25 protein-coding genes are annotated in these 23,969 nt (G+C 60.8%); 6 read left to right on the forward strand and 19 right to left on the reverse strand.

Annotated elements, in window-relative coordinates:
- Positions 1-105: 105 nt before the first annotated feature.
- Positions 106-831, reverse strand: coding sequence for an alpha/beta fold hydrolase (locus tag ACTHND_RS14795; RefSeq protein ID WP_440178725.1), 726 nt, complete (start codon positions 829-831; stop codon positions 106-108).
- A 167-nt stretch (positions 832-998) separates the two neighbouring features.
- On the opposite strand from ACTHND_RS14795, the gene fliI reads away from it, so the two are divergent.
- From fliI to ACTHND_RS14810, 3 genes are read left to right on the forward strand one after another with little or no spacing between them, the layout of a single operon-like run.
- A complete protein-coding gene (gene fliI / locus ACTHND_RS14800; RefSeq protein WP_440178726.1) occupies positions 999-2,330 on the forward strand; it encodes a flagellar protein export ATPase FliI in 1,332 nt (443 codons plus the stop codon).
- A gap of 35 nt (positions 2,331-2,365) precedes the next feature.
- Entirely contained in the window at positions 2,366-2,779 is a 414-nt protein-coding gene (locus ACTHND_RS14805; protein WP_090646602.1) for a flagellar FliJ family protein, read from the forward strand.
- Positions 2,780-2,790: 11 nt separating this feature from the next.
- Entirely contained in the window at positions 2,791-3,849 is a 1,059-nt protein-coding gene (locus ACTHND_RS14810) for an endo-1,4-beta-xylanase (protein WP_440178727.1), read from the forward strand.
- Between the two features lie 123 nt (positions 3,850-3,972).
- Here ACTHND_RS14810 and ACTHND_RS14815 read toward each other — a convergent pair whose 3' ends face one another.
- The 12 genes from ACTHND_RS14815 to ACTHND_RS14870 all read right to left on the reverse strand — a co-directional run bounded on the left by ACTHND_RS14815 (position 3,973) and on the right by ACTHND_RS14870 (position 15,816).
- Positions 3,973-4,485 (reverse strand): DUF4282 domain-containing protein, encoded by a 513-nt coding sequence (locus ACTHND_RS14815; RefSeq protein WP_440178729.1) that lies wholly within the window; start codon positions 4,483-4,485, stop codon positions 3,973-3,975.
- An 86-nt stretch (positions 4,486-4,571) separates the two neighbouring features.
- The gene (locus ACTHND_RS14820; protein ID WP_440178730.1) at positions 4,572-5,045 is read right to left on the reverse strand and encodes a DUF4262 domain-containing protein; all 474 of its coding nucleotides are present in this window, start codon (positions 5,043-5,045) and stop codon (positions 4,572-4,574) included.
- A 186-nt stretch (positions 5,046-5,231) separates the two neighbouring features.
- Positions 5,232-5,735 carry a DUF4262 domain-containing protein gene (locus tag ACTHND_RS14825; protein WP_440178731.1) on the reverse strand — a complete coding sequence of 168 codons (504 nt, stop codon included), beginning with the start codon at positions 5,733-5,735 and terminating at the stop codon, positions 5,232-5,234.
- The gene (gene flhA, locus ACTHND_RS14830) at positions 5,735-7,822 is read right to left on the reverse strand and encodes a flagellar biosynthesis protein FlhA (protein ID WP_440178732.1); all 2,088 of its coding nucleotides are present in this window, start codon (positions 7,820-7,822) and stop codon (positions 5,735-5,737) included. Before flhA ends, ACTHND_RS14825 begins: the two co-directional genes overlap by 1 nt.
- Positions 7,823-7,906: 84 nt before the next feature.
- The gene (locus ACTHND_RS14835; RefSeq protein ID WP_440178733.1) at positions 7,907-8,401 is read right to left on the reverse strand and encodes a methylated-DNA--[protein]-cysteine S-methyltransferase; all 495 of its coding nucleotides are present in this window, start codon (positions 8,399-8,401) and stop codon (positions 7,907-7,909) included.
- Between the two features lie 243 nt (positions 8,402-8,644).
- Entirely contained in the window at positions 8,645-10,015 is a 1,371-nt protein-coding gene (gene flbD / locus ACTHND_RS14840) for a sigma-54-dependent transcriptional regulator FlbD (RefSeq protein WP_440178734.1), read from the reverse strand.
- A complete protein-coding gene (fliN, locus tag ACTHND_RS14845) occupies positions 10,012-10,341 on the reverse strand; it encodes a flagellar motor switch protein FliN (RefSeq protein WP_090646621.1) in 330 nt (109 codons plus the stop codon). The genes flbD and fliN overlap by 4 nt, the downstream gene beginning before the upstream one ends.
- A 10-nt stretch (positions 10,342-10,351) precedes the next feature.
- On the reverse strand, positions 10,352-10,990 hold the full coding sequence (locus ACTHND_RS14850) for a flagellar assembly protein FliH (protein ID WP_440178735.1): 639 nt from the start codon (positions 10,988-10,990) through the stop codon (positions 10,352-10,354).
- A gap of 297 nt (positions 10,991-11,287) precedes the next feature.
- The gene (gene fliG, locus ACTHND_RS14855; protein WP_090646625.1) at positions 11,288-12,319 is read right to left on the reverse strand and encodes a flagellar motor switch protein FliG; all 1,032 of its coding nucleotides are present in this window, start codon (positions 12,317-12,319) and stop codon (positions 11,288-11,290) included.
- 3 nt (positions 12,320-12,322) lie between these two features.
- Positions 12,323-14,005, reverse strand: a complete 1,683-nt coding sequence (gene fliF / locus ACTHND_RS14860) for a flagellar basal-body MS-ring/collar protein FliF (RefSeq protein WP_440178737.1) — start codon at positions 14,003-14,005, stop codon at positions 12,323-12,325.
- Positions 14,006-14,400: 395 nt separating this feature from the next.
- The gene (locus tag ACTHND_RS14865; RefSeq protein WP_440178738.1) at positions 14,401-15,207 is read right to left on the reverse strand and encodes a hypothetical protein; all 807 of its coding nucleotides are present in this window, start codon (positions 15,205-15,207) and stop codon (positions 14,401-14,403) included.
- 171 nt (positions 15,208-15,378) lie between these two features.
- Positions 15,379-15,816, reverse strand: a complete 438-nt coding sequence (locus ACTHND_RS14870) for a hypothetical protein (protein ID WP_440178739.1) — start codon at positions 15,814-15,816, stop codon at positions 15,379-15,381.
- 167 nt (positions 15,817-15,983) lie between these two features.
- Here ACTHND_RS14870 and ACTHND_RS14875 point away from each other — a divergent pair, with 167 nt between their 5' ends.
- Positions 15,984-16,883, forward strand: coding sequence for an AraC family transcriptional regulator (locus ACTHND_RS14875; RefSeq protein WP_440178740.1), 900 nt, complete (start codon positions 15,984-15,986; stop codon positions 16,881-16,883).
- Here the strand turns inward: ACTHND_RS14875 and ACTHND_RS14880 are convergent.
- Positions 16,880-17,896, reverse strand: a complete 1,017-nt coding sequence (locus ACTHND_RS14880; RefSeq protein WP_440178741.1) for a LacI family DNA-binding transcriptional regulator — start codon at positions 17,894-17,896, stop codon at positions 16,880-16,882. The genes ACTHND_RS14875 and ACTHND_RS14880 overlap by 4 nt on opposite strands.
- Before the next feature lie 235 nt (positions 17,897-18,131).
- On the opposite strand from ACTHND_RS14880, the gene ACTHND_RS14885 reads away from it, so the two are divergent.
- Positions 18,132-19,250 carry an acyltransferase family protein gene (locus tag ACTHND_RS14885; RefSeq protein ID WP_440178742.1) on the forward strand — a complete coding sequence of 373 codons (1,119 nt, stop codon included), beginning with the start codon at positions 18,132-18,134 and terminating at the stop codon, positions 19,248-19,250.
- Positions 19,251-19,270: 20 nt separating this feature from the next.
- Here the strand turns inward: ACTHND_RS14885 and ACTHND_RS14890 are convergent, their stop codons facing one another.
- Complete coding sequence (locus ACTHND_RS14890; RefSeq protein ID WP_440178743.1) at positions 19,271-19,561, reverse strand: type II toxin-antitoxin system RelE/ParE family toxin; 291 nt, start codon at positions 19,559-19,561, stop codon at positions 19,271-19,273.
- Complete coding sequence (locus tag ACTHND_RS14895; protein ID WP_440178744.1) at positions 19,558-19,860, reverse strand: type II toxin-antitoxin system RelB/DinJ family antitoxin; 303 nt, start codon at positions 19,858-19,860, stop codon at positions 19,558-19,560. Before ACTHND_RS14895 ends, ACTHND_RS14890 begins: the two co-directional genes overlap by 4 nt.
- 294 nt (positions 19,861-20,154) lie before the next feature.
- On the opposite strand from ACTHND_RS14895, the gene ACTHND_RS14900 reads away from it, so the two are divergent.
- Positions 20,155-21,183, forward strand: a complete 1,029-nt coding sequence (locus tag ACTHND_RS14900; protein ID WP_440178745.1) for an aspartate-semialdehyde dehydrogenase — start codon at positions 20,155-20,157, stop codon at positions 21,181-21,183.
- 64 nt (positions 21,184-21,247) lie between these two features.
- Here ACTHND_RS14900 and sciP read toward each other — a convergent pair whose 3' ends face one another.
- The 3 genes from sciP to ACTHND_RS14915 form a co-directional block, all read right to left on the reverse strand.
- Positions 21,248-21,529: a CtrA inhibitor SciP gene (gene sciP, locus ACTHND_RS14905; protein ID WP_090646652.1), complete on the reverse strand. Its 282-nt coding sequence runs from the start codon at positions 21,527-21,529 to the stop codon at positions 21,248-21,250.
- A gap of 235 nt (positions 21,530-21,764) precedes the next feature.
- A complete protein-coding gene (locus tag ACTHND_RS14910; protein ID WP_440178747.1) occupies positions 21,765-23,261 on the reverse strand; it encodes a flagellar hook protein FlgE in 1,497 nt (498 codons plus the stop codon).
- A 40-nt stretch (positions 23,262-23,301) separates the two neighbouring features.
- On the reverse strand, positions 23,302-23,967 hold the full coding sequence (locus ACTHND_RS14915) for a flagellar hook assembly protein FlgD (protein ID WP_440178749.1): 666 nt from the start codon (positions 23,965-23,967) through the stop codon (positions 23,302-23,304).
- Positions 23,968-23,969 lie beyond the last annotated feature (2 nt).

The following is a 23,969-nucleotide window of genomic DNA, read 5'->3' on the forward strand; positions in this document are numbered from 1 at the left end:
CAACAAAGGCGCGATGACATCCCATTCTGTATCGGTCAACTCGTAGCGGCGACGCGTCATGAAAAAGGCTCCCTGTTCACCGGAAGCCTTGAATCACGATCAGTTCTAAATGGGAATCCCGTTTATGGGTTTACGCCCTAAAAGAGTGAGCCGATCGATCAGGGCGCGATTGACCGCTTCCGGCTGTTCGAGTGTCGATATGTGGCCGCAGTCCGGCACGATCACCAGGCGGGCACCGGGAATGCAGGCGGCCATTTCTTCGGCGCGATCGGGCGGGGTCAGCGGGTCTTTGTCACCGACCAGAACGAGGGTGGGAATGGCAATCCCCGGCAGGTCCGGCCGCGAATCCAAGCGCGCGATAATGGCCGCCTGCTGGCGCGCCATGCCTTCGATCCCGACCGCCAGTCCCATGCGCATCTGAACATCGCGCAGATGTGTATTCCGTCGATGCGCCGGATGCACAAGGGTCGTGAACATCTGGGCCAGAATGGTCCTGAAACTGGCTTTGCGGCTGAGCGCGATCAGCGCCCGGCGCTGGGCGGTCTGTTCCGGCGTATCGGGCCGTGCCGTGGTATCGAGCAGGGCCAGCCTGACCACCCGTTCCGGCGCCTGGCGCAGGATCTCGAAGCAGATATAGCCGCCCATCGAAATGCCGGCCAGGGCAAAGCGCGGTGGTGCATCGGCCAGAATGTTGGCAGCGATTTCCGGAAGTGTGTCGCCTTCGAGCGTCGAGGCCACGGTAACAGGGCCATAAGGCCAGAGCGCGGCCATCTGCGGCGCGAAGATTTCCGCCGTACACAGCAGGCCGGGAACGAGAAGGATGGGGGTCATGGAGTTGATCATGCGAGGAGCAGAATAAGAAAGCAAGATACCCCACCACCAACGCGCTCCGCGCGTCGGTCCCCCTCCCTATCAAAGATGGGGAGGTACAAGAAATAAAGCCTCTTACAAACTGCCTGTTAACCTTTCTTAAGCTCTCATTTACCATAATCGCCGCCATGCAAGATCTGGTTGAAGTGGTGAAGAATATCGATCCCCTGCGCGTTTTCGGGCGCGTGGCGGTGGTCAACGGATTGCTGATCGAGGCGCGAGGCGGCCTTTCCTATATGCAGGTCGGGGCGCGCTGCGAAATTATTCGGCGCCACGATACCCCCTTGCCGGTCGAGGTCGTCGGTTTCCGCGAAGACCGCGCCCTGATGATGCCCTTTGGCCCCGTGGAAGGCGTGACGCCGGGCGCCGAAATCCGCATCTCCTCCGAAGGCGCCAAGGTCTACCCGACCACGGCCTGGCTGGGCCGCATCGTCGACAGTTTCGGCAATGCCATCGATGAGCATGGCCCCCTGCCGCAGGGGCCGCAGGGCTACCTTTTGAAGGCCGCCCCGCCGGCGGCGCACAAGCGCGCGCGGGTCGGTGAGCGCCTCAACCTCGGCGTCCGCGCCATGGATGTCTTCACCACCTGCTGCCGCGGTCAGCGCCTCGGAGTCTTCGCCGGCTCGGGGGTCGGCAAATCGGTCCTGCTCTCCATGCTGGCGCGCGAGGCGACCTGCGATGCCGTCGTCGTCGGCCTGATCGGCGAACGCGGACGGGAAGTCCGCGAATTCATTGAAGAAACGCTTGGTCCTGAGGGACTAAAACGCGCCATTGTCGTTGTCGCCACTTCGGATGAACCGGCCCTGAAGCGCCGCCAGGCCGCCTATATGACGCTCGCTCTGTCTGAGTTCCTGCGCGATCAGGGGCTGGAAGTGCTGTGCCTGATGGATTCGGTCACCCGCTTCGCCATGGCCCAGCGCGAGATTGGCCTGGCCACCGGCGAACCGCCGACGACCAAGGGCTATACCCCCACCTGCTTCGCCGAACTGCCCAAGCTGCTGGAACGCGCCGGCCCCGGCCCGATGCTCGATGACGGCACCCAGACGGGCCCGATCACCGGGCTTTTCACCGTGCTGGTGGATGGCGACGACCATAACGAGCCGATCGCCGATGCCGTGCGCGGTATCCTTGACGGCCACATCGTCATGAGCCGGACCATTGCCGAACGCGGCCGTTTTCCCGCCATCGACGTGCTGAAATCGATCAGCCGGACCATGCCGGAATGCCAGTCGATCCCCGAACGCGAGGTGGTGCGGCAGGCGCGCAAGGTGATGTCGGCCTACTCGAATATGGAAGAACTGATCCGCATCGGTGCCTATCGTTCCGGCGCCGATCCGGACGTCGATCGCGCCATTGTCCTGAACCCCGATATAGAACAATTTCTGCGTCAGGATAAGGATGATTACACACCTCTTGACGAGTCCTTTACCCTTTTGGCCGACATTCTTAGCAAGGGTTAACTTTTTGACCCAGTGCGCGTCAGCAGGAGTGATAAATGACCAAGTGGGCAAAGTCTTTGATCCGTCTTTCCACCTTCGAGGTTGAAACCCTGCAAAAGCGACTGGCCGAAGTGGTCACCCGTCGCACCCACGCCGAAATGAAGCTGGCCACGCTCGACGCCGAATTCGAGCTGGAATGCGTGCGCGCCGCCGAAGACCCCATGCTGGCCCACAGCCTGACCGCCTACAAGCGCGGCTTCCAGTTCCGCCGCGATGCCGCCGCAACCGAACTCGACCTGATCACCCAGGAAGAAGACGGCGTGCGCGATTCGCTGGGCCTGGCGTTTGAAGACCTGAAGAAGTTCGAGCACGTCGCCGAAATCACCCATCTGAAGCGCGTTGCCAATGACAAGCGCGCCGAAAACGCCATGCTGGATGAGGTTTCGCTGCGCATGAGCCGCCAGGCTTAATGGCCAAGGCCATGAACCGCCGCGGCCTTCTGACGGGGCTTTCCGCCGGCGCGGCCGCGACGGCGCTTTGCCAATTTCCGGCGGCGGCGCAAACCTACGGGGCCATTCCGCCGCTCAAATCCGTCACGCCCTATCCGCTGGGCGTTTCCGCCAGCTACCGCAAGCTGTCCGATACCGCCTGGACGAAGCTGGCCGCCACGCACTTTTCCCGCTTGACGCCCGAGTGGGAAATGAAGATGGAATATCTGCTGCGGCCGGATGGCAGTCTGCAATTCGACCGCGCCGACGCCCTGGCCGGCTTTGCCCGCCGCAATGGCATGGGTCTCCACGGCCACGCCCTGATCTGGTATGCGCAGGATGGCGCATACTTCCAGAAACTGAAGACAAAACCCGACGCGTTTCTGCTGGCCTATACCCGCTATATCCAGGACGTCATCAATCACTTCACCGGCTTCATCAGGGGCTGGGATGTGGTCAATGAACCCGTTTGGAACGATGGCCGCGGCTTAAGGCCCTGCCTGTGGCGTGAGGTGCTGGGCGATGACTATATCGGCCTGGCGCTGGAAGCGGCGCATCAGGCGGACCCTTCGGCTACCCTTTTCCTCAATGATTACAATCTCGAACTGACACCGAAGAAACGCACCACCTTCCTGAAACTGTGCGAAAAACTGCTGAAGGACGGCGCCCCGCTCTCCGGCATCGGCACCCAGACCCATATCGATTCCGGCATCGCCCCCGGCCTGATCAAGGCGGCGGTCAAGGATATCGCCTCACTGGGCCTGATGGTGCATGTGTCCGAGGTCGATATTTCCCTGCGCGAGGATCATCCGGTCAATCTTGCCGAACCGCGCATCCATCAGGTAAGGGTGCTGAGCGAACTGCTGGAAGCCTATCATGATGTGCCTCAGCGCCAGCGTTATGGCCTGACAATGTGGGCGTTGCGGGATTCCGATTCCTGGCTGAACACGCCGCAGGGTGGCAAAGGCTTGCTGCCCGATGAACCTGTGCTGTTCGATGGTCTCGGCCGGCCGAAGCCTCTGGCCCAGGCGTTTGTCAGCGCTATGAAGTGAAAAATCTCCTCCCCATCCTGATGGGGAGGTGGCGCGTTAGCGCCGGAGGGGCGCCCCTCCGTCATCTCGCTTCGCTCAATGCCACCTCCCCAGCTTCGCCAAGGGGCTCGCAAGGGAGGAGTGTCACAAATCCTTCCGCTCGAAGCGCGGACGGAAGAACGGATCATCGAGGATATTATCTTTTGGACCATTTGGCGCGGCTGGTTCGGCCACGGCCGCCGTATCCGGCGCCGCCACGGGTGGCGGCGTCACAGGTTGCGGCGTAACCGGCGCGAAGCTCTGGGGCGTCAGCTTTTCCTGGAACTGGCGCAGGTAGCGCAGGTCTTCGGCGATATTCATCACCGCCATATAGAGTTCGCAGACCGACCGCCAGGCCAGCACGGCGATCATGAAGCCGAGGAAACCGACCACCAGCAGGCCGAACGACAGCAGCCAGCCCATGATCGAGGCGTCCTTGATGCCGGTGCCGACCATGATGCCCGCCCAGCCGAGCGCGCCGATGAACAAAAGGCCCAGTCCGCACCAGTAGACGATATGGATGATCGGGCGCGTCAGCAACTGGTCAAACGTGAACAGGTTGAGCCAGATATCCCTGGGGCGCGTGGTGCCGAAAACCTGTCTGATGGTACGCTGCATTATGCCGAATTCCCCGCAAAGACGAATTTGTCTTCCGTCGCATTGTTAACGTCGTTTACGATGAAATTGTCAAGACGCCAGATTGGTTAACCGCGTGCCGCCCACTTGCGGCCCGAAAGATCGGGCTGCGTTTCCGCCGGATCGAAGCCCGGCTGCCAGGGCAGAAAACCCTTGGAGTCCGGCACCACCATCTGCAGGGCTTTGAACGTGTAATCGCCCCAGAACCAGACGCTCCAGCCGAGATAGCGGTCATACCAGCGCTGCTCGATGGGCTGGAAAAAGACCGGGCAATCCTCGAAAAAGCCGTCATAAGGCTTGCCGGGCCGCAGTTTTACCCCGGCAGCAATCTGGCGATAGGCTTCGGCCAGCAGGTCGCGCGCCACATGCGACGCCTGCGCGCACACCACGATTTCCGGCGCCTTCAGGCTCCAGCCAAAACCGGTCGTATAGGCGTGGTGGCTATCCGGCGCATAGGACCAGCCGTGCAGGCGGATGGTGGCCAGCACATCGCGCGCACCAGGCGGCAGATTGGGTTCATGACGGTCAAAGGCGTTTGGCATAAGGATTGATCTATATGAGGTCTGTGAGTCCGAATAAAGATACCCCACCACCATTGCTGCGCAATGGTCCCCCTCCCCAACAAGTTGGGGAGGTATAAGAATGATTTTATACCTCCCCGGCTATGCCGGGGAGGGGGACCGCACGACAACGCGGAGCGGCTAGATGCGCTGGTGGGGTATCTTCTATCAGTTCAGGATTTTTCCGCCCCAATGCCCTGCCGATAAATCCGGCTGCAGGTCAAGCAGATTTGAAGTGAAGTCTGCTTCCCATGGAAACTTGTTCTGTTTATCCGGCCAGATCAATTGCCAGCAATCGAACGCATCACCCGCATAAAACCATCGGCTCCACCCCAAATGCTCATGGTATTGCGACTTGTCGACGACCTGAAAACAAACGTCAAATCCTTCCAGAAAGTCGGTATATGGCCGGCCTGTTTCGTAGCGTTTTCCCGTTTTCAAGTCGCGGTAGAGATTCCACAAAAGGCCATGCGCCACCTCATCCCGCAATCCAAATACGATGATCTCAGGTGCGCCCAAATTCACCTGAAAGCCGGTTGTAAAATTGAATTCAGGCTTTCCATCGCTTTTCAAGATATGCGTATTGAACCAGCCATGTTCACGAATAGCGCTGACGAACTTCCGTTCGGCTTCGTCCAGCTTGCCTTCGTCTGCATCCAGCGCGGTCAGCATTACACCTGCCCGACGGTTTTCAGCTTCACCTTCGGGTGGATTTCGTTCTGGCTCATCACCACCGTATTGGCCCTGAATCTTTCAATGATCGAGCGCACAAACGGCCGGATAGTGGGCGAGGTCAGGAGCACCGCCACCTCGCCGTTCATCGACACGCGCTCAAACGTATCGCGCACGCCGCGGATGAAATCCTGCAAATGCGACGGCGCCATGGTCAGTTGCCGGTCCTCGCCCTGCCCCACGAGCGACGAGGCAAAGGCGTTTTCCCAGTCGGGCGACAGGGTGACGATCGGCAAGGAACCATCGTCCGAACGATTGGCCCAGCACAGTTGGCGGGCCAGGCGCGACCGCACATGCTCGACCATCTGGGTGATGGACTTGGTGTGCGAGGCCGCCTCGCCCAGCGCTTCGAGGATGGCCGGCAAGTCGCGGATCGATACACGTTCTTTCAGCAGCGCCTGCAATACGCGTTGCAGGGTCGCGGTCGAAACCACCTGCGGGATCAGGTCATCGACCAGCTTCTTTTCATCCGAAGGCAGGTCGCGCAGCAGCTTGGTCAGTTCCGAATAGCTGAGCAGATCGGCCATATTGTCCTTCAGGATTTCCGTCAGGTGGGTGGTGATGACGGTGGCCGGATCGACGATGGTATAGCCCAGGAAGGTGGCTTCCTCGCGCAGGGCGTTATCGATCCAGGTGGCCGGCAGGCCAAAGGCCGGCTCCTTCATGTGCTCGCCGGGCAGTTCGACCTGACGGCCTGTCGGGTCCATGGCCATCAGCGAACCGATACGCACCTCGCCGGCACCGGCTTCCATTTCCTTGATGCGCACGCAATAGCCCTGGGACGGCAGGCGCATATTATCGAGGATGCGCACCGACGGCATGATGAAGCCGTATTCCTGCGCCAGCGTCCGGCGCAGGGCCTTGATCTGGTCGGTCAGCTTGCGGCCGTCCAGATCGTTGATCAGACCGAGCAGGCCCAGACCCAGCTCGATCTTTACGTCGTCTATGGCCAGGGCCGCCGAGATCGGCTCTTCTTCCGGCGGCATATTGGCGGCATTGATGGCATCGAGTTGCGCCTGGCTGGGCGGCGGGGGCTGGCGGCCAATGCGCCAGGCCAGCGCGCCGGTGGCAAGCGCAATGGCGCCGAAGAAAACAATCGGCATTCCGGGGATCAGCCCCATGACGCCGGAAGCTGCGGAAACGACGCCGAGCGCCACGGGATTCCTGGCCAGTTGCAGCACGATGGCCTTGTCGGCCGAACCATCGACGCCGGCTTTCGAGACGAGGAAACCGGCGGCGATCGAGATGATCAGGGCCGGAATCTGGGTGACCAAGCCGTCGCCGATGGTCAGCAGCATATAGGTCTTCGCGGCTTCGCCGGCATCCATCTGGTGCTGGAAGATGCCGATCAGGATGCCGCCGACGATATTGACGACCGTGATGACGATACCGGCCACGGCGTCGCCGCGCACGAACTTCGAGGCACCGTCCATGGCGCCGAAGAAACCGGATTCCTGCTCGACCTCCTTGCGGCGGATCTTGGCCTCTTCCTGATCGATCAGGCCGGAGGAAAGGTCGGCATCGATGGCCATCTGTTTGCCGGGCATCGAATCGAGGGTGAAGCGCGCCGCCACTTCGGCGATACGGCCCGAACCCTTGGTGATGACGACGAAATTGACCAGCACCAGGATGGCGAAGAGGATCGCCCCGATGATGAAATTGCCCTGGGTCATCAACATGCCGAAGGCGTGGATGACCGCGCCGGCCGCTTCAGACCCGTCCTGGCCGTGGGTCAGGATGATCCGCATGGACGTAATATTGAGCGCCAGCCGGAAGAGCGTCGTCACCAGCAGCACGGTCGGGAAGGAGCTGAATTCCAACGGCTTCTTGATGAAGAGGCCGGTCATCAGGATCAGAATGGCCGAGGTGATGGAGAGCGACAGCAGGATATCGAGCACGAAGCTCGGCATGGGCACGATCAGGATCACGATGATCGAGATCACGCCGACGGCCATGATGACCTCGCCGCGCTTCAGCCAGCCGCCGATTTCGGAAGGCTTGAAGGGAATGGTCGCAGCGTTGGCCAAACGGGTCTCCGGACGCAAAAACTATCCGGCAGCCGGACTAGGCAAAAATTACCCGATCCGTGGTGAATGAATGGTTAATTTTCATTAAAAGAGTCCCGCTTCATGCCCTTCCAGCGCCAGCAGGTACGCCTTGGTTTGCAACCCGCCGGCGAAACCGGTCAGCTTGCCGGAGGCGCCGATCACACGATGGCAGGGGGCGATGATCGAGATGGGGTTTTTGCCATTGGCAGCGCCGACTGCCCGGCTGGCAGAGGGCTTGCCAAGCTGTGCGGCAATCTGGCTGTAACTGCGCGTTTCGCCGAAGGGAATGGTCAAAAGCGCCTGCCAGACGGATGTCTGGAAGCCGGTGCCGTTGAAATCCAGCGGCACGGTAAAGGCGCTGCGCTTTCCCGCGAAATAGTCCGTCAGTTCGGCTTCAGTCTGGATGAGGAAAGGGTTCGCCGCGTCTTCGGTCAAATCCCCCAACGGCACACGTTTTGGATTGTCATCGGGCCAGAGAACTGCTGCCAACCCTTTTTCGCTGGCCACCAGTTTCAACCGCCCGACCGGCGAATCCATCCACTTGAAAACATGAGACATGCTTCATCCTTCTGACCATTAAGCAACGTATATCGCATTCGACGGAACGTGTTTACGTCAGGATGGCAACTCTTTTTCCTCCCTTGCGAGCCTCTTGGCGAAGCGGGAGAGGTGTCAGCGCGAGGTTCGCAGAACCGGTGTCGCTGACGGAGGGGGCAAAACCAGCGGCGGGATTGCCCCCTCCGTCGCGGACAAGCTGCGCCACCTCCCCCGTACGCTGCGCTACAGGGGAGGAGAAGTGTTTTAAGCCGCGCTGGAGCCCGATTGCGGGGCCGGAACGCTGAGGCCCGCCGCTGTATATTCGTTCAGCTTGTTGCGCAGGGTGCGGATCGAAATGCCGAGGATATTGGCGGCGTGGGTCCGGTTGCCCAGGCAGTGCGACAGGGTATCGAGGATCAGTTTTTGCTCGACCTCGGCCACCGTTGAGCCGACGAAGGAGCGCGCGGCACTTTGGGCGGCCTCGGCGGCGCGATTGACATAATCCATGCCGATCGGCGCCACCGGATTGAGCGGCTGGCCATCCGGCAGACGGATCGCTTCGGCGTCGATTTCCGGCCCTGACGACAACAGCACAGCGCGGTGCATGGCGTTTTCCAGCTCGCGCACATTGCCCGGCCACGGATGGGCCTGCAGGCGGCGCTTGGCCTCCAGCGAGATCGGTTTCAGCGGGATGGCATTGGCTTCGGAGTACTTCTTGGCGAAGTGTTCGGAGAGCGCCAGGATATCCGCCGGGCGTTCGCGCAAGGGCGGAAGCGCCAGGTTGATGACGTTCAGGCGGTAGAGAAGGTCTTCGCGGAAAGTGCCCTCTTTCACGGCCTGGGCCAGGTTGCGGTTGGAGGTGGCCAGCACGCGGATATTGACCGGCACCGGCTTGGCGCCGCCGACGCGATCGATGACGCGTTCCTGCAGGGCGCGCAGCAGCTTGGCCTGCAGACGGGCGTCCATTTCCGAGATTTCATCGAGCAGCAGCGTGCCGCCGTCGGCCTCCTCGAACTTGCCGATACGGCGGGCCATGGCGCCGGTGAAGGCGCCCTTCTCATGGCCGAACAGTTCCGATTCCAGCAGGTTATCGGGGATGGCGGCGCAGTTGACCGAAATGAACGGCCGCTGGGCGCGCTTTGACTTTTCATGCAGGTAGCGCGCCATCACCTCCTTACCGACACCGCTTTCGCCGGTGATCAGGATCGAGGCATCCGAGGCCGCGACCTGATCGGCCAGTTTCAGCACGGCCTGCATGGAGGGATCGACCGTCACCAGCGGGCGCGAATCGTCCGACACGGCGGCCAGGACAGCGGCGATCAGCTCGGCATCGGGCGGCAGGGGGATGAATTCCTTGGCGCCCTGCGAAATGGCGAAGGCGGCCTTGCGCGGATCGGGATTGACGCCGCAGGCCACGACCGTGACGAAGATATGCTCGCGCTCGTTGGTCTCGATCAGCGATTTGATATCGAGTTCGTAATCCACCATCAGCAGGTCCGCACCCTGGCCTTTCAACAAGGCGGCGGTGGCTTGCGTCGGCGTTTCGACATGGGCCACCTTGGCGCCGGTTTCCATGGCCATCTTGACCGCGACGGAGAGCTGGCCGCTCAGCTTGCCTACAACTAACAGTCTCATTGACCCGAATCCTCGCTCTTGATGATTTCCGTCATGGTCACGCCCAGACGATCATCGACCACCACCACTTCGCCACGGGCGACCAGGCGGTTATTCACATAAATATCAATGGCTTCCCCGACCTTACGATCGAGTTCCAGAACGCTGCCCTGTCCCAGCCGCAGAAGCTGGGAAACCGACATGTAGCTCTTGCCCAGCACGGCCGAGATATTGACCGGCACATCGAAGACCGGCGCCAGGTCGGCGGCCGACTTGTCGCCCTCGTCTTCCGGCCCCGGTCCGGGGATGCCGGTATCTTCAAAATCTTCCAGACCCAGATCGGCCATGACTTACTCCTTACTCATGGGTACGGCTTTGGTGATATGCCTCGGCTTCGAGGGCTTCGTTCAGGGCGTGTTCGAGCGCTTCGAACACGGATTGCGGGTTATATTCGGCGCGGCCGTCGCTCCACACCACCTCGAAGCCGCCTTTCGGCAGGGTCGGGTTGTCGCGGAACTGCACGGTGCCGGTAAAGCCCGCCAGCATGACGGCTTCCTCGGCGGCGGCCTTGAGTTCATCGCTTGGATTGCTGGCGAAAAGCGCCAGGCGCGTCGCCGGCTCGATCTCCTGGCTCAGCGCATCGAGCGCGGCGGTCAGAGGCGCTTCGGGGAAACGCTCCAGCGCCTCGGCGGCAATCTTCTGCGCGCAGACGAGCGCCAGCCGGACGGCGGCTTCCTTGTGGGCGTGGATGGCGTCGGTCAGGCCGCCCAAACCTTGCTGCGCGGCATCGGCCAAGGCCTGCAAAGCGGCGGACTGAGCCATCTGCGCGCGGGCCAGGGCGGAGTTTTCACCGGCGGCCTGGGCCGATTTACGGATGTCCTCGACCTCTTCGGGCGTGTAGAACTTCTTCTCGCGCGGCGGCGGCGCAGAGACGATGCGGCCGCCATCGCCAAAGACGGTGCCGAATTCAAAGCGCTTGTGAACGGGCTGGGTCATGCGACGGCTCCGCAGGGGAAGTAAGAAACCCCACCACCACGCCATGAAGCATGGCGCGGTCCCCCTCCCCGACAAGTCGGGGAGGTATAGTCAGCGATATTTTTCTTATACCTCCCCAGCTTGCTGGGGAGGGGGACCATCGAGCGAAGCGAAGATGGTGGTGGGGTTTCTTGCTTCCCTAATCCCTTAGTAAATAAGCTCATCATCGCCTGCATGATCCCGCTTACGGCCAAAGGCCTCCGCGAGGGCGGCGAAACGTCGCCGGGGCGCGCTTGCGCCTTGTCCGCGCCGCTGACCTTAATATATAAGCTCATCATCGCCTCCCTGACCGGCCAGCATGATTTCGCCCTTGGCAGCGAGATCCTTGGCGACCTGCACCATGGCCATCTGCGCGGCGTCGACATCCTTGAGGCGCACCGGCCCCATCGATTCCATGTCGTCGCGCATGATCTTGGCGGCGCGTTCCGACATGTTGGACATGAACATGTCGCGCAAGCTGTCCGACGACCCCTTGAGCGCCAGGGCCAGTTGGTCCTTCTCCACCGCGCGCAGAAGCGTCTGCACACCGCCCGGATCGAGCTTGGAGAGGTCTTCGAAGACGAACATCAAGGCGCGGATGCGTTCGGCGGATTCGCGGTTGCGTTCTTCCAGGGCGGCCACGAAACGGCTCTCGGTCTGGCGGTCGAAATTGTTGAAAATCTCGGCCATCAGTTCGTGCGAGTCGCGCTTGCTCGTCCGCGCCAGGTTGGACATGAATTCGATGCGCAGGGTCTGCTCGATCTTGTCGAGAATTTCGCGCTGCACCGGCTCCATGCGCAGCATCCGCTGCACGCATTCGAGCGCGAAATCCTCCGGCAGGGAGGACAGCACGCGCGCGGCGTGATCGGCCTTGATCTTGGAAAGGACCACGGCGACGGTCTGCGGATATTCGTTCTTGAGATAGTTGGCCAGCACCGCCTCGTTGACGTTGCCGAGCTTGTCCCACATGGTCCGGCCGGCCGGGCCGCGGATTTCCTCCATCAGCGCCTCGACCTTGTCGGGCGGCAGGAAATTGGTCAGCAGGCGCTGGGTCTGCTCATACGAGCCCATGATGGTGCCCGAATTGCTCATGCCGGAGACGAATTCGACCAGCAGATCCTCGACCACGTTCGATGTCACCGTGCCGAGCGACGACATGGCCTGGGAGATTTCCTTGATCTCTTCCTCATCGAGCGACTGCCACAGCGAGACATGCTCTTCGCCGAGCGCCAGCAGCACCACGGCCGCCTTTTCCACGCCGGAAAGCTTCCTGGGATCGTCAATGATATTCTTGCGCGCGCCGAGAGCCATCCCTTATCCCTCGTGCAGCCAGGAACGCAGGATCGACACCGATTCTTCCGGATGGCGATCGACGAATTCCGACACCTTCTTGACCGAGGAGGCCCGCACCTGGCCCTCGATACGGGCGATATCGATGCCAGATGCCTCGTTCACCGAAGGCACCATGCCGCCGCCGCTGATCTGGGGGAAGCCGCTGTCGGCCGGTCCGCTGACGCCCGGCACGGCACCGCCACCGGCACCGGCACCGGCCAGGGCCATGCCGGCGGGCAGTTGCCCATCCGGACCGGCCACCAGATAGTTGGTCGGGGCCGTGGTGATGTATTTGAGCAGCGGGCGCGCCACCAGGAACAGGGTCAGCAGGGCGACGACGAACAGCACGGCCACTTCCAGGACGCGCATGATATCGTTCTTGTCGAAATCGAACATCGATGCCTTGCCGCCAGTGCCGCCATTGACATCGATATCGCCGTGGCTGAAGCGGATATTCGCCACCTGAACCTGGTCGCCGCGCGTCTGATCGTAGCCGATGGCGGCCTTCACCAGGGTATCGATCTTCTGCATGTCTTCCGGCGAGCGCGCGGCGTAGGCCGGCGGGGCCTTGCCATCCTTGGAAGGGGTCAGGGTGCCATCGACGACGACGGCGACGGCCAGCTTCTTGATCTCGCCGGGTGCCGTGACGGATGTCGTCTTGGTGGTCGAGATTTCGTAATTGGTGGTTTCCGATGTCTGGCCGCTCTGCTGGGTGGCGGTGGAAGCGCCGGGCTGCTGCGCGCCACCGGGAATATTGGCCGAGGCCGTCACCGCGCCGTTGCTGTTCGGGTCGGTGGTGCTGTCCTTCGATTCCGAGGTGGTGGTCGAGCGCACCACCTGGCCATCGGGGTTGTAATCGACCTTTTCCTGGGTGGTGGCGGTCTGGTCGAGATCAGCGGTGACGGTGACGCGGGCCGCGCCCGGCCCGACCACGCCCTCGACGATATCGGTGATGCGCTTGCGCAGCTTGTCTTCCACCTCGTCGCGGTGTGCCGCCCCCAGGCCATTGGCCGATTCATCGCCGCCCGCCGCCAGCAGGTGGTTGCGGTCATCGACAATGGTGACGTCGGACGGCTTCAGATTGGGTACGGCGGAGGCCACCAGATTGCGAATGGCGCCGACCTGTTCGGCATTGGGATTGCTGCCCGATAAGCCGAGCACGACGGTGGCCTTGGCCTGTTCCTGCGTTTCACTGAACAGTTCGCGCTTGGGCATGACCAGGTGAACGCGCGTCGAGGAGACGCCTTTCAGTGTATTGATGGTGCGCGACAGCTCGCCTTCGAGGGCGCGCTGGTTATCGAGGTTCTGCACGAACTCGGTCTGGCCGAGCGTGGGGGCATTGTCGAAAATTTCATAGCCGACCGAAGCGGCGGTGGGCAGGCCCTTTGAGGCCAGCATCATGCGCGCCGTGGCCACCTTGTCGCGGTCGACCATGATGACGGAGCCATCGCCCTTGGCGGTATATTTGATCCCGGCCTGGTCGAGATTCTGCGTGATTTCCCCGGCTTCCTTGAGGTCGAGGTTCGAATAGAGCAGGGCCTGCGGCTGGGCGCTGACATGCAGGACGATGGCGGCCAGTACCGCGGCCACGCCGGCGGCGGCGCCCAGAATGGCCGTCAGCCGGCCGATACCGAACTTCTGTAAACCAGCGAAAAATGAGTCCACGCGCCAGACGCCCCATTACCAAACAAGCGGACAAACGCGTTCCCGACGCATCAACCACCGAACCAGGCAATAATTTCCCAGTGCGGGGTTAATTAGGCATTAATTTTTGATGGGGATTTTATGAATTTAATCAGCCGTATGCGTGAAAAGGCTTATTCCGCAAGGCAATTTGCTTTTCAAAACCGAATTAACTTTTTAACACGGGCACAGGCAAGGCGCGAGTGGCGGCCGTTCAAATTCACGTTATTGGAGAAACGGTATTTTCATAATCCTGTTACGCCGTCGTCAGTCCACAGAATGTAAGCGCACTTTCGATAAAACCGGCAGGCGCAGTGAACGGCGGAATACCCAGCATAAATTTATTCCCGTGCAAATTAATACAGCGCCTCACTTCACTAAAGGCTTACAATCATGTCTCCCGTTTCAAGCCAATGATCTATGCCCCTATATATGTATTCAATTGGAACAGCGCCGCCCCACTCCATGTCCGCAAAAGCCTTCACAGGCTTGCCGGTACTGTTACGTATCCCATCAAATTCCAGATGTTGACTATATTTGTGTACTTGAACACCCACCAAGGCCATTACCTCGCCTTCCAGTTTGAACACCGGGCAACCAGAAGCGCCTCCGTAAGCGCTGGGTGTATATTTCAGCATCCATGAATGACGGGCGCGCGAGTTAGGAAAATCTGCTGCTCTAAACGTCCGTGGAGTTGCATTTAGGTCAGTGCCCGGAAATCCTTGCCACGCGTAGTGGGTCAGGATTGGTACATTCACGGTTTCGGTGGTGTCATATCCGCCGATACTCATGTGAGTAGGAAAAGCAAATCCCTTTAAATCCATATCCATTTGCGCTTGGAACCAAGGCATGTCCGGGCGCTCACCTGCATGAAGTTCGATCGCCGCAATGTCCGCATGAATGCGACCTTTGCGCACCCCAATTATTGCTCTATTTTTTAGATCCAGATTGATCGTTGCAGGATTTACAAAGGCAATCGATTCCGCTGTCATTTCACCAGTCAGGTCTAACGTTGAGCCGGCCTGTAAGGGGCCAAGATTATGCCAACAAGTAACCAACCATTCGCGGTCTTTATAGCCGACGATAAAACCAGAACCCAAGGTCTGTTTTTCAGGAAACGTGATTTTCAGTTTCTGAGATATAGCAGGAAATCCGACCAATTCCGTATTTGTTTGAAAGGTCATCCGCCCCCCCTTAATTGCCACAACCAATTGCTCAATTGGTGGCCGCATCACTACAAGTCAAGCCCCTCTGGGGTCTGACACTCAGAGATGTTTTTCATATTGTAATGTTAAATTTAAAAACTCTCCAGCTCCTGATATTTCACGAGTTAACGATCTCAATGGCTTCACTCATCACAGGCGCTCCGCAGTCATCACATCCGACAGGCCGCAGAAGGTCAATGCGTTGCGGATCAGGTCCGGAGATGCCTGCGCCTCCAGCATCAGCAGCGCGCCGTCGCATTTCAGCAGGCCGAGGCAAGCCTTGATATCGGCATCGGGCGTGGTGCAGACAATCAGGTCGAACGCGCCTTCGAGCGCGCGATGCGTCACCGGATCAAGCGTGGCGAAATAGTGATCGGCTCCCATCCACAAACGATCGGTGGCAGATATGACCGGCGCCAGTACGCTGACCTCGGCGCCGGTAGCGCGGGCGATGCGGATGGCCATGTGGGCCAGGCCATCCGTGCCATAGATGGCGACGCACTTGCCGGCCCCGGTCTGGCGGTGGCGCAGGAGCGACTGGAAGACGTGAGGGCGGGCGGCCGCGCCGCAGGCGGTTAGGGAAGCCATGTCGTATGTCCGATGTTTGCTGATGGCCTAACATGCACCGGTCAGGGGCGGCAGCGGTATAGCGATCCTGCAAGCCTTATGCACGATCCTGCAAAAGGCGCGCATTCACCATTCCCTGCGGGCGCGGCTCTGCTATGGTCATTTTCCACACAGCAAACGGTTTCGTCATGAGTCTGCCCTTTACGCCCTATCGTGAGCTTGCCGCGCTCATTGCCCGTTACGCCACGGAAGACGGCGATATCGGCACGCCGATCGACGGCCTGTTCATCGGCCGCCGTTCCGCGCCCACCGAACCGTTTCACAAAGGCCAGCACGCCTGCTTTGCCCTGGTGGCGCAAGGCGCCAAGAGCGTGACCGTCGGGTCGGAAACCCACCATTACGGTGTGGGCTCGTGCATCGTGATCTCGCTCGACCTGCCGGTGATTTCCTGCGTCACCGAGGCCAGCCCGGAGGTGCCGCAGCTCGGCATGGGGATGCTGATCAATGCCGGCCGCCTGCGCGAGGTGATCGCCCGGCTTCCGGTGCCGCATCCGGCCTTCACCACCGCGCCGATGCGCGGTGTCGGGGTCAATCAGGCGGCGCCGGAACTGCTGGATGCCGTCATTCGCCTGTTGCGCCTGCTCGATACGCCCGCGGATATTCCGGCCATGGCGCCGCTGATCGAGCAGGAAATCCTCTACCGCCTGCTGACCGGTCCGGATGGCCCGCGCCTGCTCAATATCGCCCGCGCCGATACGCCGGGCAACCGGATCGCCCGTGCCGTTGCCTGGCTGCGCGAGCACTATGCCCGCCCCCTGCGCATCGAAGACCTGGCCGGTGACTGCGGCATGAGTGTTTCGTCGCTGCACCACCATTTCAAGGCGGTGACGGCCCTGACACCGGTGCAATACCAGAAGCAATTGCGCCTGCATGAGGCGCGGCGGCTGATGCTGGTGGAGGCTTGCGATGCCGGCACGGCGGGCCATCGCGTCGGGTATTTAAGCCCGTCGCAGTTCAGCCGCGAATACAGCCGGCTCTATGGTTGTCCGCCGGCCCGCGATATCGAGACACTGCGGGTACGGGCCTAGACCGGCGCCGTCGATTGGCGGATGACCAGGCGCGGACGAGTCATTTCATAGGGCCGGTTCACGCCCTTGATGGCATCGGCCAGGATATCGACGGCGCGCGCCGCCATGACATCTATGCCCTGCGACATGGTGGTCAGGGGTGGCGACAGAAGCGGCGCGAAGGGGGCGTCATCGAAGGCGGCGATGGAAAGATCGGCCGGCAGGCGCAAGGACTGTTCGTGCGCGGCATGGATGGCGCCGGCGGCGGATTCGTCATTGGCGCAGATCAGCGCCGTGGGACGGAAACCGCTTTCCCTGATCCGCCGGAAAGCGTGATAGCCGCCATCAAAGTTCAACCCGCCCGGCGCCTCGACAATATGACCACCAAGCCCTTGTTCGGCCATAGCGCGACGAGCGCCGGCAAAGCGTTCCTGCGCCGACAGGTGATCCGGCAGGCCCAGCGAGAAACCGAAACGCCGGTGGCCCTGCTGCAGCAGGTGCATGGCCAGTTCGTAACCGGCGCGTTCGTCATCCATGCCGATGCCGGGCGCCAGGCCACGCGTCGCGCCGCCGGAGGCCACCAGCACAAAGGGCATATGGCGGGCCTGAACGGCGGCGATCAGATCCGCATCATCCGAAAACGGCGCCGCCAATATGACGCCGACACACGCCTTATCGGTGATCGGCTTCAGTATCCGGATATCCCGGCGCGGCGAATCCGGCAGAACGAAGTGGGGCTGAAGCTGGAAGCCATGCCGCGCGCAGCCACGCAGAATGCCGGTCTCCAGCAGGTGAAAATACCAGGTCAGCGGCGACTCGACCATCGGGTGGACCAGAAGGACCGTGTTCGGCCGCCCGCCGGCCAGCAGCCGCGCCTGGGCATTGGGCCGGAAGCGGAGGGTCTTGGCGGCGGCCAGTACGCGGTCGCGCTTGGCCGCGGAGACCCCGGCGCTGTTGTTCAGCACCCGCGACACGGTGGCCTCGCTGACCCCGGCCATGCGGGCGACATCCTGAATGGTCTTCCGATCCGACATGGCGGCCAGCAAAGCCGATAATCGGGGGCCACGCAACCGCCGTGATCAATTTGTCACAAAATGCAACGGAAACTTACAATAATCGATTGAATTAAAATGATTTTAGAGCCGCGCGAAAAGCCCGACCGTCTGAAAGCGCTTTCAAAATCGCCATTGAAATTGACAACTGACGGCAGATTTTTCGATGATACCGGCAAAACAGGCGCTGGCTGGCGCTAATAAACAGTGAGGACAGATGATCACCACGCCCGACACCACCGTCACCGGTAAAGCGCACTATGAGGTGCTGGATGGCCTGCGCGGCAGCGCCGCCGTTCTGGTCGTGCTGTTTCATATCATGGGCATGACCGTTTCCTGGGCCGATACCGGCCAATTGCTGCACCATGCCGCGCTTGCCGTCGACTTCTTCTTTGTGCTGTCCGGCTTCGTTGTCGCCTACGCCTATGATGACCGCTGGAAGACCATGTCGACCGGGCAGTTCATCCTGATCCGGCTGGTGCGCCTGCATCCACTGGTGCTGCTGGGAGCGGTGCTCGGCCTGTTGAGCTTCATTTTCGATCCCTTCGCCACCAACCAGAAGGCCATTCCGCTGGCCACCGTGCTGGTCGATTTCGCCCTGATCTGCCTGATGCTGCCGCACGCCCCCCTGCCCAACCGCTGGACGGATACCCACAGCTTGAACAGCCCCGCCTGGTCACTGCTGCAGGAATATATCGGCAACCTGGCCTATGCCCTGGTGTTGCGCCGGCTGGGCACGAAAACACTGGGCCTCCTCGTCGTTCTGGCCGGCGCGCTGCTGGCCTGGTGCGCCTGGGACAAGAATACGCTCGACCTCGGCTCGTACTGGGAGACCCTGTGGCAGGGCACGGCGCGCATGGCCTTTTCCTTCATGATGGGCCTGTGGCTCTATCGTGTCCGTGACCGTTTCCCGAAATTACGTCTCGGCTGGATCGCCGCGACGATCGTACTGGTGGCCGTCTTCGCCATACCGCTGATGCCGAAAGACTTGCCTCTTTTGGGCCAACACGCCAACGGCCTCTACGAAGTCTCTATGGTGATCGTGGTCTTTCCGCTGCTGATCCTCTGCGGCGCCCATTCGCAGATCCCCGCACTGGAAATGGCGCTGTGCAAGTTCGCCGGGCGCATTTCCTACCCGATCTATATCCTGCACTACCCTTTCCTGCTGATCTATATGAACTTCGTCACCTTCACCAAGCCGGACCTGCAAACCGCGCATATCGCTGGTGCGGCCGCCTTTGTGATCGTTGTGACCTTCGCCTGGCTGGCGGTGAAGTTCTACGACGAACCGGTTCGCAACTGGCTGAAACCGCTGACGCGAAAGGCGAAGGCTTAGACATGGCGCCCGCTTAGTCCCTATTGCGGCAAACTATCCGGCCATTGCTGCGCACCGTGAAGCACGCGCAGTATGCGCACCTTATCAGATGTAACACGATAGGCGATCACATAGGGCAATTGCGCCACGACAACTTCCCTGGTCCCCATTATGCGCCCCGGGCGGCCGCTTTCGGGGAAATCAATCAGCCGTTCAGCCTGAGCTTCAATGGCGCTATCCACGTTTATTGCCGAACGCGGACTATCGGCTTCGATAAAGTTAAAAATGCCATCACGATCGGCCAGGGCGAAGACAGACCATTCAAGCTTCACGCCTGGCCTTCGGCTTTCCTGAGGGCTTTTGCGCGACGAGCAGCAAAATGCGCCTTCACGTCTTCATCAGGTATGGCGGGACGTGAGTCCTCAAGGGCCTCCTGCACCTTGGCACGAAACCACAGATCATGTGCGGCTTCATCAACCGTCAGCCCGGCCGGTAAGGCGCCTTCATTGGCGATCCGCGTCAACAGGATACGAATCGCGTCGGAAACGGTCAGCCCCATATTGCCGAGAACGATCCCGGCACGTTCTTTTACAGATGCCTCAATGCGGGTTTGGACAGGTACAGACGCCATGGGTTTGCCTTTATGATTGATCACCATTGTATTGCAATTGCATTACAAAAACCAGCCTTTCCTGCCGAACGACAAGCGTCTTTACGCGTCCGGTTTTTGCCTCTATAAGCGCCGCCATGTCCATGATGTCCACCACAAAACCGACAATGACACCGACCCGTATGCGGGGCGGTCCTGTCGTGCTGGCGGTTTAACAGCAGACACCGGACAAAGCCCCGCGAAAGCGCGGGGCGGTTTGTATTCCACATACCAAAACCTCGCGTTTCCGCCTTATTTTTCAAGGAAACGTGACTTATGAATTCCCAACCTAATATTGGTATTGTCGGCGCCAGCGGCCTGGTCGGCAGCATGATGCTGGCCCTCTTGGCCGAGCGCAATTTCCCCCTCGCCAGCTTGCGCCTGTTTGCCTCGGCGCGTTCCGCCGGTAAGCGCGTGGCGTTCAGGGGCCAGGAGATCGTCATCGAGGACGCCGCCACGGCAGACTTTAGCGGGCTCGATATCGTCTTCTTCTCGGCGGGCGGCTCGACCTCAAAGGCTTTGGCGCCGAAGGTGGCCGCGGCCGGCGCCATCGTCATCGACAATTCCTCGGCCTGGCGCAGCGATCCCGACGTGCCGTTGGTCGTCTCCGAAGTCAATCCCGAAGCCCTGCGCCATATCCCGAAGGGCATCGTCGCCAACCCCAACTGCACCACTATGGCTGCCATGCCGGTACTGAAGCCCCTGCATGACGCCGCCGGGTTGAAGCGCCTCGTCGCCAGCACCTATCAGGCCGTCTCCGGCGGCGGCATCGAGGGCATCGAAATCCTGCGCGATCAGATTTTGACCGCCGGAAAGGATATCGAAAAACTGGCCCATCATGGCTCGGCGGTCGATATGGGCGAGATCTGCAAGTGGGCCGTGCCGATTGGCTTCAACGTTGTGCCGCTCAACTATGTTCTCGGCGAGGACGGCTATACCGAGGAAGAACTGAAACTGCGCGACGAAAGCCGCAAGATCCTGGGCCTGCCCGACCTCAAGGTGGCCGCCACCTGCGTGCGCGTGCCGGTGTTTACCGGTCATTCTCTGTCAATAAACGTCGAGTTCGAGCGCCCCCTCTCCCCCGAAGCGGCGCTGGAATTGCTGCGCGATGCGCCGGGCGTGGAAATCGCCGATGTGCCGAACCCGCTGGCCGTAACTGGGCGCGATCCGGTGCAGGTCGGCCGCATCCGCCGCGATCCGTCGGCCGATAACGGCCTGGTGCTGTTCGTGGCCGGCGACAACCTGCGCAAGGGCGCCGCGCTCAATGCCGTGCAGATCGCCGAAGTCCTGCTGAAGCAGAGGTGACGCAAACGACAACAGCCACACCCGTCGCCGGGTGTGGCTGTCAAATCTCGTATACCCGCAAGAGTTAGCGGTAGCTCTGGATGCGCGTGGTGCGCAGGCCGGCCATGCCGTGGGTCTCGATGGCCTTTTGCCAGCCCAGGAACTCTTCCGAGGTAATGTTGTAGCGCTCGCACGCCTCGTCGAAGGTCAGGAGACCGCCGCGCACGGCTGCCACCACCTCCGCCTTGCGGCGGATCACCCAGCGTTCCGTGCCGGCGGGCGGCAGGTCGTTGAGCGTCAGTTTTGCCCCGGTAGGACCAATCACGTATTTTTCGCCTTTGTTATCGCGGCGTTGCTCTTGAAGCATGGCGTTTTGCCTTTGTTACCATCACATAAGAGCATCCTATACGACCTCCTTAAATATCCGCTTAATTGCCATGGTAAATTTAGCGTAAAATTTGCGGCAAGGTATCGTTAATACTCTGTTTATTATGTGTTAAGGCATCACTTCAAGATTAACGCGTATTAATTATTTTCATACATGTAAGTATAGATTGAAAAAGAGTGATTAAAACTTCAATAACCACTCTTTCTCAATTCAGTTAGCGCTTGATGCTCAGCAGTTCCTGAAGCATGTCATCGGCCGTGGTGACAATCTTCGAGGCAGCCGAATAGGCGCGCTGGGTCGTGATCAGGCCGGTGAACTCCTGGGCAATATCGACGGTCGAGGCTTCCAGGGTATCGGCGTCGATGGTGCCGGCGCCATTGGTGCTCGGCACCTTCAGCGAATAGGCGCCGGAGTCGGTCGAGACCTTGTAGGCATTGCCGCTGACCCCTGTCAGGCCGTTGGGATTGAGGAAGGTGGCCAGGGCGATCTGAGCCAGGGTCTTGGTGTGGCCGTTGTTATAGATGGCCGTCACCAGGCCGTCCTTGCCGATCTCGACATTGGACAGCGAACCGAATTCCGTGCCGTCGGCCGTGATCGACTTGGTGGTGGTGTCGCTGGCGACCTGGGTAATGGTGCTGAGCCCCGACGTGCCGAAGCCCATGTCGATAGACTGCCCGGCGGCCCCCACATTGGAATTCCAGTAGGCGCCATCCGCTGGCGGGGCAGCGGCATCCGCCGAGGCGCCAATGGCAAAGCCGCCGTTCAGGATGGCCGGCAGGGTGCCGCCATAATCCGCCGGATCGGTGGACAGGGCGCCATTGGCATCGAAATAGAGTGATCCGATGTCGATCTGGTGCAGGCCGTTGTCCGCGCCGCCGACCGAGCTGGTGACATCAGGGGACGAGACTTCATAGTACCATTGTGTCTTGCCGGTCGTGGAATCGATATTCCCCTTCAGCAGGGAGATGGTGATCGTATGCTCCTGGCCCAGCGAATCCGAGATGCTGGCCGAGATGGTGGCATCCGGCTTGGTGCCGGTATTCGAGGTCGAACTGTAGGTCGACATCGCCGTGGTGGCATCAAGCGTATTGTTGGTGATGGCGTCGGCATAGGTGCCGGTGCCGAAGGTTGTGGAATCGTTGGGATCGGGATTGACCGCCGTCGACACCGTGGTCTTCGAATTCAGGTTGGCGGTAAAGTTGACGTTCGTCGTGGCGGCCGGCTTGTTGGCCAGGTCGCTGACATTGATCGGCGCCAGCAGGTTGGCATCGGTGGCCGAGGTGGTGATGGTGCCGGTGGAATCAGCCGGCCAGCCCTGCAGGTAGAAGCCGCCGGAATTGACCAGATTGCCCTCCGTATCGGTCGAGAAGGTACCGTCGCGCGTAAACAGCAGGGAACTGGAGGAACTCACCGTGCCGGCCTGATCGGAAACGACAAAGAAGCCCTGGCCGTTGACGCCCAGGCTGTAGCCGGAGGTGTCGCTGTTCAGTTCACCCTGGGTGGTGTTGGTCTGGCGATTTACCGAGACCACGCCGCCCGACGTGTAGGAGTGCTTGTTGCTGGTGCCGCTGACCAGGTCGGTAAAGCTCGTGGTGACGCGCTTGTAACCGGTCGTGTTCGAGTTGGCGATGTTGTTCGAGATGGTGGCAAGGGCCGTGGCGTTCGCGGCAAGGGCGGTAACCCCGGATTGCATGGCGCTGTTGATACTCATGTGTGGAACTCCCGGAAAACGGTGTGAAGCAGGGTTAAAATCAGGAAACGCTGGTGATGCTGTCGAGCGAAACGGATGAATTGCCGATCTTGAGGACGGTGCTGCCGTTCTCTGTCTGGGCGGAGGTGACGATGCCGGTCAGGCCGGTCGAGGCATCGATGGCGCCGTCGGCATCAGCCGCGGAGATGCTGAGCGTGTACTTGCCGGCCCCCACCGCATTGCCGGAACTGTCCTTGCCGTCCCAGGCAAAGCTGTGCGTGCCGGCGGTCAGGTCATCGGCGGCATCGGACCAGACGGTCTTGCCGTCGGCATCCTTGATGGTCAGGGTGGCAGCCGTGGCGGTGGACCCGAGCGTATAGTTCCAGGTGGCCGAACCGCCATCGCTGAGGGTGGCCGTCGGCTCGTCGCTGCCGATGGTCTTGCCGATATAGCTGACCGCCGAGGTCATGGAGCCCGACGCGCCGGAGGCATTGGCGATGGTTTCGAGATAGCCGTTGGCCTTGATCTGCTGCTCGACCGAGGAATACTGCACCAACTGGTTGGTCCACTCGGTGGTATCCATCGGCGACAGGGGATCCTGGTTCTTCACCTGCGCGGTCAGCAGGTTGAGGAAGGTGGTGTAGTCGGTGCTGAACTTCGAGGAATCCGCCGCGGTATTCGAGGTGGGATTGCTGGCGGCATTGGTGTTGGCGACGCTGGTGACCATGG

It is taken from the genome of Asticcacaulis sp. (assembly GCF_051954415.1).
Lineage (GTDB): Bacteria > Pseudomonadota > Alphaproteobacteria > Caulobacterales > Caulobacteraceae > Asticcacaulis.